Below are 16,811 nucleotides of genomic sequence, written 5' to 3'. Positions count from 1 at the left end.
CGATGATCGACCCCGATGCGGAGTGCCGCCGGCTGGCCGGGTTCGCCCGGCCGGCGGCGGCCTCGGCCGCAGGTTTCTGGTGGCTCGACGAGGCGGGTCGCCCGGACCCCGGCGAGCCGGTCCACACCTGGATCACGGCCCGGATGACCCACGTCTTCGCCCTCGCCCACCTGCGCGGCGACCTGCCCGGCACCGAGGCGGCATCTCTCGCCGCGCACGGCGTCCGGGCGCTCTCGGGTGCGCTGCGCGACGACGAGCACGGCGGCTGGTACGCCTCGGTCACGGTCGACGGAGAGCCGGTGGGCACCCTCAAGGAGGCCTACGCGCACGCCTTCGTCGTCCTGGCCGCCAGCAGCGGCGTCGCGGCAGGCGTGCCGGGCGCGGCCGCGCTGCTCGACGAGGCGCTCGGTGTGATGCAGCAGCACTTCCTCGACGACTCCGGCCGGGTGGTCGACAGCCTCGAGCGCAACCTGCGCTCGGGGGAGGCCTATCGCGGCGCCAACTCGAGCATGCACACGGTCGAGGCCTTCCTCGCCGCGGGCGACGTCACCGGCGACGGAGCCTGGCACCAGCGGGCACTGGCGATCGCCGAGCACCTGATCCACGGGGTCGCCCGCTCCCACGGCTACGACCTGCCCGAGCACTTCGACCTCGACTGGAACCCGCTGCTCGACTACAACGCCGACCGGCCCGGTGACCAGTTCCGCCCCTACGGCTGCACCCCGGGCCACCTGCTGGAGTGGGCGCGCCTGCTGCTCCACCTCGACGCGACGCTCCCGGAGCCTCCGGTCTGGCTGGTCGAGGACGCGCGAGCACTCTTCGCGCGGGCGGTCGAGATCGGTTGGGCCGCCGACGGCGAACCAGGCTTCGTCTACACGACCTCCTGGGACGGCACCCCCGTCACCCGGCTGCGGCTGCACTGGGTCGCCGCGGAGGCGCTCGCCGCCTCCGGTGCCCTGCACACCCGCACCGAGGAGGCGGTCTACGACGAGTGGAGACAGCGCTTCGAGGCGTACATCGAGGATCATCTGATCGACCGAGACCTCGGCAGCTGGCACCACGAGCTCGACGAGCACAACCACCCCTCCCACCAGGTCTGGCGCGGCAAGCCCGACGTCTACCACGCCTACCAGGCCCTCCTGCTCGCCCGGATGCCCCTCTCCCCGTCCCTCGCGGTCCAGCTCCGAGACACCCATCCCGTCAACCCCTGACCGGGAATGGTCGAAAATCGACGCCGAGACGTCAGAAAACGACCGCGAGAGGTCGAATTCTGACGCCGAGGCGTCGAATTCTGACGAAGCGGAAGTGACGCCTCGGTGTCGATTTTCGACCACTCGACGGCGATTTCTGACGTCTCGACGCCGATTTCTGACCTCTCGGCGGGCCGGCTTGGGTCAGGCGGCTTGGAAGGAGCGGCGGGAGAGGCCCAAGCCGTAGCCGTCGAGGGTGGTCGTGACCGGGGCAGCGGGGTCGGTGGCGGCGCCGAGGGTGACGAAGAGCGGGGTGAAGTGCTCGACGGTCGGGTGTGCGTACGGCATGCCGGGAGCCGCCGTGCGGAACCTGGCCAGCTCGGCGACGTCGCCGCGGTCGAGGGCCTCGGCGGCCCAGGCGTCGAAGTCGGCAGACCAGCCGGCCGGCTTGTTCTCGGAGACCATCTCGCGGGTGATGAACGGCAGGCCGTGGGTCATGTGGCCCGAGCCGACCACGAGCACGCCCTCCTCGCGCAGAGGCCGAAGCCGCTCGCCGAGAGCGAGCAGGCCGTCGGGGTCCTCGGTGGGCAGGGAGAGCTGTACGACGGGGATGTCGGCGGCGGGGTACATGATCTTCAGCGGCACCCAGGCGCCGTGGTCGAGCCCGCGACGGGTGTGCTGGTGGGTGGTCTCGGTGTCGGGCATCAGCGCGGCGACGGTGCGGGCGAGCTCGGTGGCGTCGGGGGTGTCGTAGCGCACCGAGTTGTAGATCGGGTCGAAGCCGCCGAAGTCGTAGACGAGCTGGTCGGGGCGGGTCGCGCTGATCGAGAGCGGCGCCGACTCCCAGTGAGCCGAGATGACCAGGATCGCCTTCGGGCGCGGGAGCGCCCGGGCCCAGGCGTGCAGCGGGTCGAGCCACTCCGGGCTCTGCAGCGGCAGTGGGCCGCCGCCGTGGGAGAGGTAGAGGCTCGGCAGGGGACCGTCGACCGGGGTCCAGACGCGGTGCGGCTCGGCCGCCTCGAGAGCCTGGACGGTGCGCAGGTGCTGCGCGAACGGGTGCGTCCGGGGAAGGCGGGCGTCGGCGGCTGCGGTCCTGCTCTCGGTGGCGGCGGTCATGGCGGGTTCTCCTGGCGAGTAGCGGCGAAAGTTGTCGCTTGAACTAACTCTAGACGACCGCTGTTTGTTCCGCACAGGTTTCTACGGCAAACTCCTCAACCGTGGAGGGCAACTGGCTGTCGCCGCCGGAACGTGCGGCGTGGGTCCGTCTCATCGGCATGCTCGAGCTGCTTCCGGCTGCCCTCGACCATCAGCTGCGTCGCGACGCCGGGATGACCCACTTCGAATACAGCGTGCTCGCGATCCTGTCCGAGGTGCCGGAGCAGACCCTGCGGATGACCGAGCTGGCCGGCTTCACGAACTCGACGCTGCCGAGGCTCTCCAACGTGGTCAAGCGTCTGGTCGACCGCGGCCTCGTCGAGCGCTTCGCGGTCCCCGGCGACCGCCGGGCGACCAACGTACGCCTCACCGCCGCCGGCCACGAGAAGATGGTCTCCTCGGCCCCCGGCCACGTCGACGCGGTGCGCGAGTACGTCTTCGACGCGCTGACCCCCGAGCAGGTCGACCAGCTCTCCGAGATCGCCGCCGGCGTGCTCGAGCGCCTCGACCCCACCGGCACCCGCCGCCCGCCGATCGATCCGGCGCCTGCGAGCTAGCTCTGCGCGTAACCTCAGCGCGGTGACAGGGAACGAAGCAGGACGACCCCGAGTCGTGATGATGTGCGGGCCAGGTGGCGCCGGCAAGACCACCTACGCCAAGTGGCTGGAGCGGGAGGGCTGGACGCGCCTGTCGTTCGAGGTGGAGTTCTGGGAGCGCGGAATCACGACGATGCCCTCCGCCGATGTGGTCGCGGAGGTGGCGGCAGACCTGAAGACGCGCCTGCTGCGCCATGTCACGGCGGGGGAGGATGTCGTGCTCGACTTCGGGTTCTGGTTCCGGAGACAGCGTGACGAGTTTCGTGCACTGCTCGCGCCCCAGAGCATCGTGCCGAAGACCGTCTACATCGCGACGAGCCTCGAGACCATCTTGAGCCGGATCGGCGACCGACACGGCAGGCGGGCGGACGACTGGCCGCTCACAGACCAGACGGCGAGGGACTACTTCGAGCGGTTCGAGCCGCCGACGCCCGAAGAAGGGCCGCTGGAAGTGATCCGCTAGCCCGGCCGGGCCAGTACGGTCGCCTAGTGACCCGACCTAGGCTCACAGTGAACACCCGACCGCACTGGAGGAGACCACGTGACCACGAGCACCGAGACCAGCTACCTCGGCGCCCTCGAGCCGGGCAACGGCGTCCTTGTCGGCGGTGAGTGGCGAGCGGGCAGCGTCGGCGTCTTCGACGTCGAGAACCCCGCCACCCGCGAGATCGTGGCGGAGGTGGCCGACGGCGGCACCAAGGACGCGACCGCGGCCGTCGACGCTGCCGTCGCGGCGCTCCCCGAGTGGTCCGCGCAGGCGCCCAGGGCCCGCAGCGACCTGCTCGTGAAGGTGCGTGAGCTGATGCTCCGCGACGTCGAGGAGCTCGCCGCGCTGATGGCTCTCGAGAACGGCAAGTCGCTCGCCGACGCGCGTGGTGAGGTGAGCTACGCGGCCGAGTTCTTCCGGTGGTACGCCGAGGAGGCCGTGCGTCCGAACGGCGACTTCGGCTCCTCGCCCGCCGGCGGCACCCGCACCATCGTCACCCACAAGCCGGTCGGCGTGGCCGCGCTCGTGACGCCGTGGAACTTCCCGGCCGCGATGGCCACCCGCAAGATCGCCCCGGCGCTCGCCGCCGGCTGCACGGTCGTGCTCAAGCCCGCCTCCGAGACGCCGCTGACGGTGCTCGCGATCGCTCGGCTGATCGCCGAGGCCGGCGTCCCAGACGGCGTGGTCAACGTGGTGCCCGGCGAGGACGCCGCCGCCATCGTCAGCACCTGGCTCACCGACCCGCGGGTCCGCAAGATCTCCTTCACCGGCTCCACCGGCGTCGGCCGGATCCTGCTCCGTCAGGCCGCCGACCGCATCGTCAACACCTCGATGGAGCTCGGCGGCAACGCCCCGTTCGTGGTCACCGCGAGCGCTGACATCGAGGCGGCGATCGAGGGTGCGATGGTCGCCAAGTTCCGCAACGGCGGACAGGCCTGCACCGCGGCCAACCGGTTCTACGTGCACGCCGACGTCGCCGAGGAGTTCACCTCCCGGCTCGGCGCCGCGGTCGAGGCGCTCCGCGTCGGCCCTGCCGACGAGGGCAGCGACATCGGCCCGCTCATCTCCGCCAAGGCGTACGCAGGCGTGAGCAAGGTCGTCGACGAGGCCGTGGCCGCGGGGGCCGAGATCGCCCACCGCGCCGACGTCCCCGAGTCCGAGGGCTACTTCTACCCGCCGACCGTCGTCACCGGCGTACCCGCCGACTCGCCGCTGGTGCGCGAGGAGATCTTCGGCCCGGTCGCCCCGATCGTCGTCTGGGACGACGCCGAGGAGCTGCTTGCGACCGTCAACGACACCGAGTACGGGCTCGCGGCGTACGTCTACGGCGAGATGGGCGAGGCGCTCCACCTGGCCGAGCGGATCGACGCCGGGATGGTCGGCGTCAACCGCGGTCTGGTCTCCGATCCCGCGGCTCCGTTCGGCGGCGTCAAGCAGAGCGGCATCGGCCGCGAGGGCGCCCGCGCGGGGCTGGAGGAGTACCTCGAGACGCAGTACCTCAGCGTCGCCTGGTGACCCGCCCCTGAGGTCGAGCTCCTCGACACCGCCCTCAGTTGGCGCAGCCCTGCCTGTATCGACCATGATGTGACCCAGGCCACCCGCACACCCTGCGGGTGGTTCCTTGGGACAGCCCCCACCCGGGCGGTCCTGACACAACATTCCGGGCGGACCACCAGCGCCGTTCGGCAGATCGAGGAGTCACCCATGACCGCAGTGTTCGAGCCCGGGACCTCATTCGAGGCCTACGACCTGGCCGATCGTTACCGTGTCGGAGCCGGCCCCGTCCTGTTGACCGGGATCCAGGCGATCGCGCGGATGCTCGTCGAGCAGCGTGCCCTTGACCAGCGCCGGGGCCTCCGCACCGGCACCTTCATCTCCGGCTACCCGGGCAGCCCGCTCGGCGGTCTCGACCAGCTCCTGCTGGGCCTGCCGAAGGAGATGGCCGACGCCGACATCACCGTCGTGCCGGGCCTCAACGAGGAGCTCGCCGCCACCGCCGTGTGGGGGTCGCAGTCGGCGGTCACCCTCGACACCGAGCGCTACGACGGCGTGACCGGCGTCTGGTACGGCAAGGGTCCCGGCGTCGACCGGGCGCTGGACGCGATGCGTCACGCCAACATGTACGGCGCGCACCCGCAGGGCGGCATGCTGATGCTGGTCGGCGACGACCCGGCCGCGAAGTCGTCCACCGTGCCCGCGGTCAGCGAGCGCACCCTGGCCTCCCTCGGCATCCCGGTGCTCTTCCCGCGCAACGCCTCCGAGATCGTCGAGTACGGGATGGAGGGCATCGCCCTCTCCCGCGCCTCCGGCTGCGTGGTCGCGCTGAAGATCGTCGCCGACGTCGCCGACGGTGCCTGGGTGGTAAATCCCGAGATCGGCGTCCTCGACCCGGTCACCCCGAAGATCCAGTGGGACGGCGTCCCCTACACCTACGAGCCGACCAAGATCGAGCTCTTCCCGGACCGCATCGTCGGCGCCGAGGCCAAGCTCTACGGCCCCCGGATGAGCGTCGTCAAGGCGTACGCCGCCGAGAACAAGCTCAACCGCATCGAGGTCAAGGCGCCGGACGCCAAGGTCGGCATCGTCGCCTCCGGCTCCTGCTACGACTCGATGCGCCAGGGCCTCAAGGACCTCGGCCTCGACCACGACGACCTGATGGCCGCTGGCATCCGGGTGCTGCGTCTGGGCATGATGTGGCCGGTCGAGCCGACCATCGTCTCCACCTTCGCCGAGGGCCTCGAGGAGATCATCGTCGTCGAGGACAAGACCTCCTTCATCGAGCAGGGCATCCGCGAGATCCTCTACGGCGAGCCGACCGCCCCGGTCATCCTCGGCAAGAAGGACCGCGCCGGTGTCCCGCTGGTGCCGCTCGACGGCGAGCTGACCGCCGGCCGCCTGCTGGCGCCGCTGCGCCGCGCGCTCAAGGGTCGCGTCGACCTCAAGCCGGCCGGCCCCGCCCGGATCGACCTGCCGCTGCTCTCGACCTCGCGCACCCCCTACTTCTGCTCCGGTTGCCCCCACAACCGTTCGACCGCCCTCCCCGACGGGAGCCTCGGCGGTGGCGGCATCGGCTGCCACACCCTGGTCACCGCCTCGCAGCGTGAGGACAGCGCGGTCGTCGGCATCACCCAGATGGGCGGCGAGGGGTCGCAGTGGATCGGCCAGGCGCCCTACAGCCACGCCGGCCACACGTTCCAGAACGTCGGCGACGGCACCTTCTTCCACTCCGCCCAGCTCGCCATCCAGGCGTGCGTCGCGGCGAACGTCAACATCACCTACAAGCTGCTCCACAACGACGTCGTCGCGATGACCGGTGCGCAGAAGCGCCAGGGCGAGGTCGAGATGGCCCAGCTGACCCACAAGCTGATGAACGAGGGCGTCAAGGCGATCATCGTGGTCGCCGACGAGCCCAAGCGCTACCGTCGCGCGAGCTTCCCCGCCGGCGTACGCCTCTGGCACCGTGACCGCCTCGACGAGGCCCAGCGCGAGCTGCGCGAGATCGAGGGCGTGACCGTGCTGATCTACGACCAACACTGCGCCGCCGACGCCCGCCGCCAGCGCAAGCGCGGCACGATCGAGCCCCGCAACACCCGGATCGTGATCAACGAGGCCGTCTGCGAGGGCTGCGGCGACTGCGGCGTGAAGTCCAACTGCCTCTCCGTGCAGCCGGTCGAGACCGAGCTGGGCCGCAAGACCCGCATCGACCAGACCTCGTGCAACACCGACTACACCTGCGTCGAGGGCGAGTGCCCGTCCTTCATGGCCGTGGAGACCGATCCCACGGCCAAGAAGTCGAAGAAGCAGACCCCGGAGCCGCCGACGGTGGCCGACCCGGGCTACGACCAGCTCGACCGCACCTACGGCGTCTTCATGGCCGGCATCGGCGGCACCGGCATCGTCACGGTCAACCAGGTGCTCGCCACCGCGGCGCTGCGCGCCGGCTTCGACGTGGAGTCGCTCGACCAGGTCGGGATGAGCCAGAAGGCGGGCCCGGTGACCGGTCACCTGCGCTTCGCTCCGGGCTCGATCGACCCGTCCAACCGGGTCACCCCGGGCTCGGCCGACGCGCTGCTCGGCTTCGACCTGCTCACCCTCGCCGAGGGCAAGAACCTCGCCTACGGCGACCCGGCGCGCACCCGCGCGGTGGTGTCGACCAGCAAGACGCCGACCGGTCCGATGGTCTACGACAAGGACATCGCCTACCCGGCCGACGACGAGCTGCTCACCCGGGTCAACGGCGCGACCTCGTCGCTGCGTGCCTTCGACGCGCTCTCCGCCGCCGAGACCCTCTTCGGCAACACCGCCGCGGCCAACTTCCTGCTGGTCGGCGCCGCCTACCAGTCCGGTGCGCTCCCGATCCCCGCCGAGGCGATCGAGGAGGCCATCGGCATCAACGGTGTCGCGGTCAGCGCCAACGTGGCCGCCTTCCGCTGGGGCCGCGCCTCGGTCGCGGCGCCGGAGGAGTTCGCCAAGGTCACCGGCACGGCCACCGCGGCGGTCGAGGAGGTCGCCGTCCCGGCGCTGGACGAGGCGAAGTTCGACGGTGAGGTGCGCCGCCTCGCCGAGTTCCGCGCCCCGAAGCTGGTCGGCTTCCAGAACCAGCAGACCGCTCGCCGCTACGTCGAGCTCGTCGACCGGGTCTGGGCCGCCGAGCGTGAGGTGACCGCGGAGACCCGCTTCTCCGAGGCCGTCGCCCGCTACCTGTTCAAGCTCACCGCCTACAAGGACGAGTACGAGGTCGCCCGGCTGCTCACCGCACCGGCCGCGCTCGACGGCGTCCGCTCCGAGGTCCAGGGCAAGATCAGCTTCAAGCTCTCGCCGCCGGTCTTCGGCGCTCTCCTGAAGGGTCGCAAGATGACCTTCGGCCCGCGCTCCCACTTCGTGCTCCGCCTGCTGGCGACCATGAAGTTCCTGCGCGGCACCGTCCTCGACCCGTTCGGTCGTGCCCACGTACGACGCACCGAGCGCGCGCTCGTGGCGCACTACTCGGCGATGGTCACCGAGCTCGCCGAGAACCTCACCGAGGAGAGCTACGCCCGGGCCGTACGCCTGGCCGAGCTGCCCGACATGGTGCGGGGCTACGAGAACGTGAAGATGCGCAACGTCGAGGCCTACCGCGCGGCGCTCGCGGTGGAGGGCATCGACCTCGACGTCTGAGCGAGGACGTCACTGCGCGGTCCAGCCGCCGTCCACGGCGAGCAGGGCACCGGTGACGAAGGACGCGGCCGGGGAGGCGAGGAAGGCGACCGCCTCCGCAACCTCCCCGGGCCGTCCGATCCGACCGATCGGGTGCGCGTCGCCGAACCCGGCCAGCATCTCCCGGCCGTTGTCGACCACGCCCTCCATGATGTCGGTGTCGATGACGCCGGGGAGCACGGCGTTGCTGCGGATGCCGTGCTCAGCACCCTCGATCGCGAAGACCCGGGCCATCTGGACGAGGGCGCCCTTGGACGCCGCGTACGCCGTCTGGGTCTCGAACGCGACGACGGAGGAGACCGACGCGATCGACACGATGGCGCCTCCTCCGGTCTCGCGCATCGCGGGGAAGGCCGCGCGGGCGTGCACGAAGTTGCCGCGTGCGTTGGTGGCGAGGATGGCGTCGAACTCCTCGACGCTGGTGTCGGTGAGCAGCTTGTTGAGGGTGCGGCCGGCGTTGTTGACCAGGATGTCGAGCCTGCCGAAGCGGTCCGTCGCCAGCTGCACCGTCGCGCGGGCGACCTCCTCGTCCGCGGCGTCGCCGACGAGGGTGACGGTCCGGTCGTCCTCCTGCCCTTCGACGGCGTCCAGCAGGTCGGTCGCGACGACCCGCGCACCGCGGGCGCGGAGCAGGTCGGCGGTGGCGAGGCCGATGCCGCGGGCGGCGCCGGTGACGACCGCGACCTTGCCGGTCAGGTCGAGGGTGGTGGGGATCGGAAGGGTCGTGTCCTGAGGAATGTTCGCGTTCATGTCTCGACCCTGTCCCGCACGGAAGGCGGCAAGAAGGTGCCGGTGTGCCTGGGAGAGCTGCACCCACCCACGCGCCGCTCGAGCGACCTAGGATCGACCCCATGGCATCGACAGCGCTGGGGGACTACCTGCGCGCCCGCCGCGCGCAGGTGACACCGGAGGCGGCCGGGATCCCCACCTACGGACTCCGCCGGGTGGCCGGGCTGCGGCGTGAGGAGGTCGCGGTGGCAGCCGGCATCAGCGTCGACTACTACGTCCGGCTCGAGCAGGGCCGTGAGAAGAGCCCGTCCGCTCAGGTCCTGGACACGCTCGCCGAGGTGCTCCAGCTCGATGACGACGCCCGCGACCACCTCTACCAGGTCGCCGGCCACCTACCGAGCCCCGCGACGGCGACACGCGACCAGGTCGACCCCCAGCTGATGCAGCTGATGGACACCTGGTCCGACAGCCCGGCGCTGATCCTCGGCAGGGCCTATGACGTGCTGGCCGGGAACGAGCTGGCGTACGCGCTGTTCGACGGCTTCCGGCAGGGCCCGAACCTGATGCTCAAGATGTTCCTGGATCCCGATGCGCGCTCGTTCTACCCCGACTGGGAGCAGGTCGCCCGCTACACGGTCGCCGGGTTCAGGGTCCTCGAGGGGCGCACCCCGAACGACCCGCGCATCCGCCGGATCCTCGCTGAGCTGACCGCGGAGAGCCCCGCCTTCGTCGAGATGTGGGAGCGGCACGAGGCGCGCACCAAGCGCCTCACCAGCAAGCGCTTCCATCACCCCGAGGTCGGCGACCTGACGCTCCACATCCACGCCTTCGACGTACGCTCCGCGCCGGGTCAGGAGCTGATCGTCTATCAGGCCGACCCGGGCTCGCGGGACGCCGAGGCGCTCGCCCTGCTGGGCACCCTGGCCGCCACCCGCTCGCGCGAGCCGCGCGGCGGCTGACCTAGAGCACCTGGTGGGTGCTGGTCGGGCCATCACCCACGCCGAACGACTCCGACAGCCTCGACCGCGCACCCGCGCTGTCGAGGCCGGCCTCCACCCGGCGGATGTTGCGGGCCGAGGGGTAGGCGAAGAAGATCATCAGCAGCAGCGAGATCACCCCGCCCACGGCGTACGTCATCAGCTGGCCCTCCTCCACGAGGAAGGCCAGCGCGAGCGAGCCGAGCGCGACGATCTCGCTGAGGACGAGCCGGAGGAACATCGAGGTCTGCTGCTTCTGGATGCCCTCGGTCTCGGCGCGCTCCTGCGGCGTGCCGGGCGCGATCGGCGCGGTGCGGAAGCCGATCGTGGAGCAGAGCACGAACACGACGATGCCGGCGATGACCTGGCCGCCGAGGATGACGGGGGCGGGCAGCGCGAGGTCGGCCTCGGGAATGCTGAGCGCGACCACGACCCCGATCACGACGAGCATCGACATGAACGTGAGCGACAGCATCTGAGCGGTACGCATCACCGGTGTGGGCATCTTGAGACTCCTTCTCGGCCTGAACGGTGGAGGCAATCTAGCCGAGACCGGGGCCGAGGTGGTCACACCCCGGCCCCGGTGTCGAGACTCATCGCCGCCAGGTGATGAGCGCGTCGAGCGCCTCGATGCGATCCCCGGAGACCAGCAACGGGTTGACCTCGAGCGACTCGAGGTCGTCACCGAGGGCGACGGCGATCGCGCCGATCCTCGCCACCACGTCCGCCAGCGCGTCCAGGTCGACCGGGTCCTGGCCGCGTGCGCCCCGGAGGACGGCGGCGCTGCGCAGCGACTCGATCGCCTGGCGAGCCTCCGTCGTCGAGACCGGGAGCAGGCGCAGCTGGGAGTCGCCGAGGATCTCGACCCAGACTCCGCCCATGGCGACGGCCAGGGTGAGTCCCCAGGACGGGTCGCGGACGACCCCGACGAGCAGCTCGGTGCCGCCCGCCCGCATCGGCTGCACCACGGTCGTGCTGCCGTCGTGGCCGGCGCTCGCGAGCGAGGTCGCGATCCGCGCTGCTGCGGCCCGGACGGACTCCGCGTCGCCGAGCCCGAGCTCCACGCCGCCGAGGTCGCTCTTGTGCTCGACGCCGTCGGCCGCCGCCTTCAGCACCACCGGAAAGCCGACCTCCTCGGCCAGCCGCCCGGCTTCCTCAGGGGATGCGGCCACCAGCGACGGCACCACCGGGATGCCGTTGGCGGCCAGGAAGCCGGCTGCGTGTCGCTCCGTCCAGGTGCCGGTACGCGGCGGCAGCCCCTCGGGCACGCTCACCTCGACCGCGAGCGGCTCCTCACCGCCCGCCTGCTGGCGACGGTAGGTCTCCGACCACCGCACGGCGTGGCCGAGGGCGGTCATCCCGTGCTCGATCCCACCGGCGATCTGCGGATAGTCGGCCGCCTCCCGCAGCGCCCGCCCGGTCTCGTTGACGTCGACCAGGACGTTGCCGACGATGACGACCGGCTTGGCCGAGGCCCGGATCACCGCGCCGGTGTGGCGGTAGTTCTCGACCGCGAGGTCGAAGTCGGGTGTCGCGCGTGGCATGTCCTGCAGCAGCATGATGACGTCGACACCCGGGTCGGCGGCGACGACGTCGAGCGACTTAGCCATGAGCTGACGGTCCAGGAGGACGTACCCGGTGACGTCCAGCGGGTTGTTGGGGGTGGCGAAGGGCGGCAGCACCGCCCGGAGCGCCTCCGTCGTGTGCCCGGCGAACTCCGGCAGCTCGAGTCCCTCGTCCTCGGCGCGGTCGGAGATGATCTCGGAGGCGCCGCCCGAGGGGGTGACGACGCCGATGCGGTTGCCGGGGAGCGGGCCGGTCTCGGCGAGCATCCCGGCGGTGACCATCAGGTCCTCCAGGGAGCTCACCCGGATCACCCCGAGCTGGCGGAAGGCGGCGTCGACGGTCTTGTCGTCGCCGACGAGCGCACCAGTGTGAGCCTGGGCGGTCCGGGACGCCTTGACGCTGCGGCCGATCTTGAGCGCCACGATCGGCTTGCCGGCGGCCAGCGCCCGCCGGGCGATCTCGGCGAACTCCTCCGGGTGCCGGATGCTCTCCAGGAAGAGCGCGATCACCTTGGTCTCGGGAGAGTCGACCAGCGCGTTCATCACGTCGGTCACCGACATCACGGTCTCGTTGCCCATCGAGACCAGGAGCGAGATGCCGATGTTGCGCGCCTGCGCGAAGGCCAGCACGTTGCTGGCCAGCGCCCCGCTCTGCAGCACGACCCCGACCGAGCCACCCAGGAGCGGCGGCGGGATCGGCAGACCGTACGGCGTGATCGAGTCGGCCGCGTTGATGAACCCGTTGCCGTTCGGACCGAGGACGGTGAGGTCGTGACGGCGGGCGATGTCGGCGACCTCCTGCTCCCGGACCGTGCCGTCCCCGCCGACCTCGCCGTAGCCGGCGGTCAGGATGACGTAGTTGCGGATGCCGCGGGCGGCACCCTCCTCGAGGACGCGCGGCACGACCTCGATCGGGGTCATCACGTAGGCGAGGTCGACCGGCCCGGGGATGTCGGTGAGGCTCCGACGGGTCTCGACACCGTGGACGACAGGCGTCTTCGGGTTCACCAGATGTACGTCGCCCGCGAAGCCGTGCTGGAGAAGGTTGTTGTAGGTGCTCGTCGACCAGCCCGACTTGTCGGTCGCCCCGACGAGGGCGACCGACTTCGGCTGGAAGAACTCCCGCAGTCGATCGGCGTCGAGGATGCTCATGCCAACGACGCTCCCACCTTGACGTGGCCCTTGAGGAGGTTTCGGGCGATCGTGCGGCGCTGGATCTCGTCGGTGCCCTCGAAGATGCGCAGCAGCCGCAGCTCGCGGTACCAGCGCTCCAGCGGGAGCTCCTTGGTGTAGCCCATCCCACCGTGGATCTGCAGCACCCGGTCGACGACCCGGTTGGCCATGTTGGTGCCGTAGAGCTTCGCCACCGACGAGGCGTGCCGGGCATCCATCTTGTTCTCGACCTGCCAGGCGGCGTGGAGGGTCAGCCAGCGGGCGGCCTCCAGCTCGACGGCACTGTCGGCGATGTGACCCTGGATGAACTGGTAGTTGGCGATCGGCTGGCCCATGGACTGGCGGTTGTTGGCGTGCTCGATCGCCATCTCGAGCATCCGCTCGGCGGCACCGATGGCGCCGGCCGGGATCATGAAGCGGCCGTTGCCGATCCACTGCATCGCCAGCTCGAAGCCCTTGCCCTCCTCGCCGAGGATGTGGTCGTTCGGCACGCGTACGTCCTGGAAGCTGAGCGCGGCCGGGCCCCACTCGCCCATGGTCGGGATGGGGGTGGACTCCCAGCCCATCGCGCGGTCGACCAGGAAGCAGGTGACGCCGCCGTCGGCTCCCTTCTCCGGGTCGGTGACGGCGAAGACCATCACGAAGTCGGCCTCGTTGCCGTTGGTGATGAAGATCTTCTCGCCGTTGATGACCCAGTCGTCGCCGTCACGGACCGCCCTGGTCCGGATGCTGCGGGCGTCGGAGCCGGCGCCGGGCTCGGTGATCGCGAAGCAGCTGCGACGCTCGCCCTCGATGGTGGGGATCAGGTATTCCTGCTTCTGCTCCTCGGTGCCCGCGTAGAGGATGTTGTCCGCGCTGCCGCCGAAGCGGAACGGCACGAAGGTGCGGCCGGCCTCGCCCGCGATGATCGCCGACATCACGGCGCCTGCGGCCATGCCGCCGTACTCCTCGGGCGTGTTGATGCCCCAGTAGCCGTACTTGCGGGCCTTGGCCTGCAGGTCCTTCAGCTGTCCCGGCTCGAGCGCCGGCCGGCCGTTGCGCTCGTTCAGGAGCACCTCGTCCTCCAGCGGCATCACCTCCTTGGTGATGAACTGGCGGACTGCCTCCTTGACTGCTCGATGCTCTTCTCCCAGCGCGAAGTCGATCATTGCCGCTCCCTCGGTTAGAGTGACTTTCTAGAATGATTTTCTAGAATAGGACTATGAGAAGAGTCACGCAGTAGCGGTTCGTCGTCAAGAGGAAATGCGCATATTGTGAGAAGATCCCGCCACCACGACAGGAGTGAACGATGTCCCTTGAGGTCGAACCGCAGCGCCCGGCGGGGCGCCGATGGGCGAAGACCGAGGAGACGCGCCGCCAGCTCCTGGACGCCTCGCGAGAGGTCTTCGCCGAGAAGGGCTACGCGGTGGCGAGCGTCTCCGACGTCGTCGCCCGGGCCGACTCGAGCGTCGGCAGCGTCTACCACCACTTCGGTGGCAAGGAGCAGCTTTACCTCGCGCTCTGGGAGGAGTACGTCGACCGGCTGGCCTCGGCCGCCGCGGCCAGCGTCGCGAAGGCGCGCAAGAGCGGCGTCGAGGCTCCGCTGGAGCAGTTCGAGGCGGGCGCGCTGGCCTACCTCGACGCGGTCTGGGAGGACCGCGAGCTGCTGCCGGTCTTCTACGCCGGCGACGGGCCGCCGGGGTTCGAGGTGATGCGCCGCCGCCGCAACATCGAGTGGATCCGCCGCAACCTGCAGGTGCTCGGCCTCGGCGGCAGCGACGAGGACCAGCTGCTGGGTGCGATCCTGACCGCGCTCATCGGTGAGGCCGCCCGGATGACGGCCGCCTGTGAGACGAAGCGGCAGGCGCGGAAGGTCGCGAGGCACGCGATCGCGCTCGCCCAGCGACTTCTCGACGGAGAGGTCGCCGGGGGAGCGCTGCCGGCCTCCGAGTAGGCCAGGCCCGGCGGTCATCGGCTGGTCATCGCACCGCTCAGCGCCAGGTGGCCAGGCCACGATCGACCACCACGGTGCCGTCCTCCTTCCGGGTCTGGAAGGCGGTCGTCGTCTCGTCGAGCCGCCACATCGCGACCTGCAGCTTCTCGCCGGGGAGCACCGGTGCGGAGAAGCGCCCGGCCATCGAGGCCATCGCGTCGCCGTCCCCGTCCGCGATCGTGCGCACCAGCGCCCGGCCGGTGACACCGTAGGTGCACAGGCCGTGCAGGATGGGCCGCTCGAAGCCGCCGCGCGCGGAGAAGCGCGGGTCGGAGTGCAGCGGGTTGCGGTCGCCGCTGAGCCGGTAGAGCAGCGCCTGACCGGGCCAGGTCGGCATCACCACCAGCTCGTCGGGATCACGCTCGGGGATCGGTGAGGCCGCCTTGGGCCCCGGGTCGCCGCCGAAGCCGCCCTCGCCGCGGATGAAGACCGAGCTGCGGGTGGTCACCACGGGCTCACCGGTCTCCGGGTCGACCGCCTCCGCCTCGCTCGCGACCAGTGCGCCGGATCCCTTGTCGTACATGCCGGTGACCTGGGAGCTGAGCGAGACCGTCCCGGCCGCGCTCAGCGGCCGGTGCAGGACGACCTCCTGCTCGGCATGGACCAGCATGGCGGGGTTGAAGTCGCCCATCTTCCTGCCGCCGCGTCTGGCGCCCCAGGTGACCATCACGCCGAAGGTCGGCAGCACCTTCTGCTCGCCGCACTCGTCGTCGCCGTGCTCGGTCGTGTAGCGCAGGTCGCTCAGCGGGTCGTCGTGGCCGGCCCCCACGCCCAGGGCGTAGAGGAGGGTGTCGGCGCTGGTCCAGGAGCGAAACTCGGGCTCGGAGCGTACGCCGATGACGGACTGGTCCAGACTCATGCCTCCGGCGTCCTTCCGCTGGTGAGCGAGTTGGCCCGGGCCTCGGCGATCATGCTGGGAAGCACCACGTCGAGCTCGTCGACGGTCCACGGCCCGTCCTTCTCCTCGGTCGGGCCGGCGACCCAGCCCTCGGCCACGCTGACGTGGCCACCACGGACGTTGAAGACGCGGCCGGTCACCTCGCGAGCCGACGGCGAGGCCAGCCAGGCGACCACGGGGGAGACGTTCTCGGGTGCACCGGGGTTCCACTCGCCCTCGGCGACCGTCGGGCGGTTGGGGTTGAGGTTCTCCGTCATCCGGGTCAGGGCGGCGGGGGCGATCGCGTTGACGGTGATGCCGTAGCGGCGCAGCTCCTGGGCGGCGATCACGGTCATCGCCGCGATGCCGGCCTTGGCGGCGCCGTAGTTGATCTGGCCCGGGTTGCCGTAGATGCCGGAGGAGGAGGTGGTGTTGATGATCCGGGCGTCGACGTCCTCGCCCCGCTTGGCGAGCTCGCGCCAGTGCTGGGCGGCGACGCTCATCGGCGCGAAGGTGCCGCGCAGGTGGACCTTGATGACCGCGTCCCACTCGTCGATGGACATGTTGACCAGCATCCGGTCGCGCAGGATGCCGGCGTTGTTGACCAGCACGTCGACCTTGCCCCACTCGTTGAGGGCGTCCTGGAAGAGCTTCTGGGCGCCCTCGGGGTCGCTGATGTCGCTGCCGTTGGCGATCGCCTCGCCGCCGAGCGCGCGTACCTCCTCGACGACCTGCTGGGCGGGGTCGTCGGCCTTGCCGGTGCCGTCGAGGCCGGCGCCGAGGTCGTTGACGACCACGGCCGCGCCCCGGCGGGCGAACTCGAGCGCGTGGGCGCGGCCGAGGCCACGGCCGGCGCCGGTGATGATCACGACCTGGCGTTGGGTGTCGTTCATG

At 70.8% G+C, this 16,811-nt stretch carries 14 protein-coding genes; 7 read left to right on the top strand and 7 right to left on the bottom strand.

Annotated features, from left to right (window positions below):
- The first annotated feature begins 2 nt into the window (after positions 1–2).
- The gene (locus IEY81_RS16600; protein ID WP_189119589.1) at positions 3–1,211 is read left to right on the top strand and encodes an AGE family epimerase/isomerase; all 1,209 of its coding nucleotides are present in this window, start codon (positions 3–5) and stop codon (positions 1,209–1,211) included.
- A gap of 183 nt (positions 1,212–1,394) precedes the next feature.
- Here IEY81_RS16600 and IEY81_RS16595 read toward each other — a convergent pair whose 3' ends face one another.
- Positions 1,395–2,306, bottom strand: a complete 912-nt coding sequence (locus IEY81_RS16595) for a dioxygenase family protein (RefSeq protein WP_189119588.1) — start codon at positions 2,304–2,306, stop codon at positions 1,395–1,397.
- 101 nt (positions 2,307–2,407) lie between these two features.
- Here IEY81_RS16595 and IEY81_RS16590 point away from each other — a divergent pair, with 101 nt between their 5' ends.
- The 4 genes from IEY81_RS16590 to IEY81_RS16575 all read left to right on the top strand — a co-directional run bounded on the left by IEY81_RS16590 (position 2,408) and on the right by IEY81_RS16575 (position 8,585).
- On the top strand, positions 2,408–2,902 hold the full coding sequence (locus tag IEY81_RS16590) for a MarR family winged helix-turn-helix transcriptional regulator (RefSeq protein WP_229787930.1): 495 nt from the start codon (positions 2,408–2,410) through the stop codon (positions 2,900–2,902).
- A 58-nt stretch (positions 2,903–2,960) separates the two neighbouring features.
- Positions 2,961–3,404 carry a P-loop nucleotide/nucleoside kinase family protein gene (locus IEY81_RS16585; RefSeq protein ID WP_189119621.1) on the top strand — a complete coding sequence of 148 codons (444 nt, stop codon included), beginning with the start codon at positions 2,961–2,963 and terminating at the stop codon, positions 3,402–3,404.
- 78 nt (positions 3,405–3,482) lie between these two features.
- Positions 3,483–4,943, top strand: a complete 1,461-nt coding sequence (locus IEY81_RS16580) for an NAD-dependent succinate-semialdehyde dehydrogenase (protein ID WP_189119587.1) — start codon at positions 3,483–3,485, stop codon at positions 4,941–4,943.
- Between the two features lie 189 nt (positions 4,944–5,132).
- Entirely contained in the window at positions 5,133–8,585 is a 3,453-nt protein-coding gene (locus IEY81_RS16575) for an indolepyruvate ferredoxin oxidoreductase family protein (protein WP_189119586.1), read from the top strand.
- Positions 8,586–8,594: 9 nt separating this feature from the next.
- Here IEY81_RS16575 and IEY81_RS16570 read toward each other — a convergent pair whose 3' ends face one another.
- Complete coding sequence (locus IEY81_RS16570) at positions 8,595–9,374, bottom strand: SDR family NAD(P)-dependent oxidoreductase (RefSeq protein WP_189119585.1); 780 nt, start codon at positions 9,372–9,374, stop codon at positions 8,595–8,597.
- Positions 9,375–9,475: 101 nt separating this feature from the next.
- On the opposite strand from IEY81_RS16570, the gene IEY81_RS16565 reads away from it, so the two are divergent.
- Positions 9,476–10,312: a helix-turn-helix transcriptional regulator gene (locus IEY81_RS16565; RefSeq protein WP_189119584.1), complete on the top strand. Its 837-nt coding sequence runs from the start codon at positions 9,476–9,478 to the stop codon at positions 10,310–10,312.
- A gap of 1 nt (position 10,313) precedes the next feature.
- On the opposite strand, the gene IEY81_RS16560 is transcribed toward IEY81_RS16565, so the two are convergent.
- The 3 genes from IEY81_RS16560 to IEY81_RS16550 all read right to left on the bottom strand — a co-directional run bounded on the left by IEY81_RS16560 (position 10,314) and on the right by IEY81_RS16550 (position 14,216).
- Positions 10,314–10,835, bottom strand: coding sequence for a hypothetical protein (locus tag IEY81_RS16560; protein ID WP_189119583.1), 522 nt, complete (start codon positions 10,833–10,835; stop codon positions 10,314–10,316).
- Between the two features lie 88 nt (positions 10,836–10,923).
- Positions 10,924–13,047 (bottom strand): acetate--CoA ligase family protein, encoded by a 2,124-nt coding sequence (locus tag IEY81_RS16555; protein ID WP_189119582.1) that lies wholly within the window; start codon positions 13,045–13,047, stop codon positions 10,924–10,926.
- Positions 13,044–14,216, bottom strand: coding sequence for an acyl-CoA dehydrogenase family protein (locus IEY81_RS16550; RefSeq protein ID WP_189119581.1), 1,173 nt, complete (start codon positions 14,214–14,216; stop codon positions 13,044–13,046). Before IEY81_RS16550 ends, IEY81_RS16555 begins: the two co-directional genes overlap by 4 nt.
- A gap of 140 nt (positions 14,217–14,356) precedes the next feature.
- Here IEY81_RS16550 and IEY81_RS16545 point away from each other — a divergent pair, with 140 nt between their 5' ends.
- Complete coding sequence (locus IEY81_RS16545) at positions 14,357–15,001, top strand: TetR/AcrR family transcriptional regulator (RefSeq protein ID WP_189119580.1); 645 nt, start codon at positions 14,357–14,359, stop codon at positions 14,999–15,001.
- A gap of 37 nt (positions 15,002–15,038) precedes the next feature.
- On the opposite strand, the gene IEY81_RS16540 is transcribed toward IEY81_RS16545, so the two are convergent.
- Positions 15,039–15,899, bottom strand: coding sequence for a MaoC/PaaZ C-terminal domain-containing protein (locus tag IEY81_RS16540; protein WP_189119579.1), 861 nt, complete (start codon positions 15,897–15,899; stop codon positions 15,039–15,041).
- A complete protein-coding gene (locus IEY81_RS16535; RefSeq protein ID WP_189119578.1) occupies positions 15,896–16,810 on the bottom strand; it encodes an SDR family oxidoreductase in 915 nt (304 codons plus the stop codon). The genes IEY81_RS16540 and IEY81_RS16535 overlap by 4 nt, the downstream gene beginning before the upstream one ends.
- Between the last annotated feature and the right edge of the window lies 1 nt (position 16,811).

It is taken from the genome of Nocardioides luteus (assembly GCF_014648595.1).
Classification (GTDB): Bacteria; Actinomycetota; Actinomycetes; order Propionibacteriales; family Nocardioidaceae; genus Nocardioides; species Nocardioides luteus.
This window is presented reverse-complemented; position numbering and strand designations above follow the sequence as displayed.

Excerpts from the sequence above, each read along its gene's own strand:
- IEY81_RS16600 (WP_189119589.1), top strand. The coding sequence starts at position 3 with ATGATCGACCCCGATGCGGAGTGCCGCCGGCTGGCCGGGTTCGCCCGG.
- IEY81_RS16595 (WP_189119588.1), bottom strand. The coding sequence starts at position 2,306 with ATGACCGCCGCCACCGAGAGCAGGACCGCAGCCGCCGACGCCCGCCTT.
- IEY81_RS16585 (WP_189119621.1), top strand. The coding sequence starts at position 2,961 with ATGATGTGCGGGCCAGGTGGCGCCGGCAAGACCACCTACGCCAAGTGG.
- IEY81_RS16575 (WP_189119586.1), top strand. The coding sequence starts at position 5,133 with ATGACCGCAGTGTTCGAGCCCGGGACCTCATTCGAGGCCTACGACCTG.
- IEY81_RS16570 (WP_189119585.1), bottom strand. The coding sequence starts at position 9,374 with ATGAACGCGAACATTCCTCAGGACACGACCCTTCCGATCCCCACCACC.
- IEY81_RS16565 (WP_189119584.1), top strand. The coding sequence starts at position 9,476 with ATGGCATCGACAGCGCTGGGGGACTACCTGCGCGCCCGCCGCGCGCAG.
- IEY81_RS16560 (WP_189119583.1), bottom strand. The coding sequence starts at position 10,835 with ATGCCCACACCGGTGATGCGTACCGCTCAGATGCTGTCGCTCACGTTC.
- IEY81_RS16555 (WP_189119582.1), bottom strand. The coding sequence starts at position 13,047 with ATGAGCATCCTCGACGCCGATCGACTGCGGGAGTTCTTCCAGCCGAAG.
- IEY81_RS16550 (WP_189119581.1), bottom strand. The coding sequence starts at position 14,216 with ATGATCGACTTCGCGCTGGGAGAAGAGCATCGAGCAGTCAAGGAGGCA.
- IEY81_RS16545 (WP_189119580.1), top strand. The coding sequence starts at position 14,357 with ATGTCCCTTGAGGTCGAACCGCAGCGCCCGGCGGGGCGCCGATGGGCG.
- IEY81_RS16540 (WP_189119579.1), bottom strand. The coding sequence starts at position 15,899 with ATGAGTCTGGACCAGTCCGTCATCGGCGTACGCTCCGAGCCCGAGTTT.
- IEY81_RS16535 (WP_189119578.1), bottom strand. The coding sequence starts at position 16,810 with ATGAACGACACCCAACGCCAGGTCGTGATCATCACCGGCGCCGGCCGT.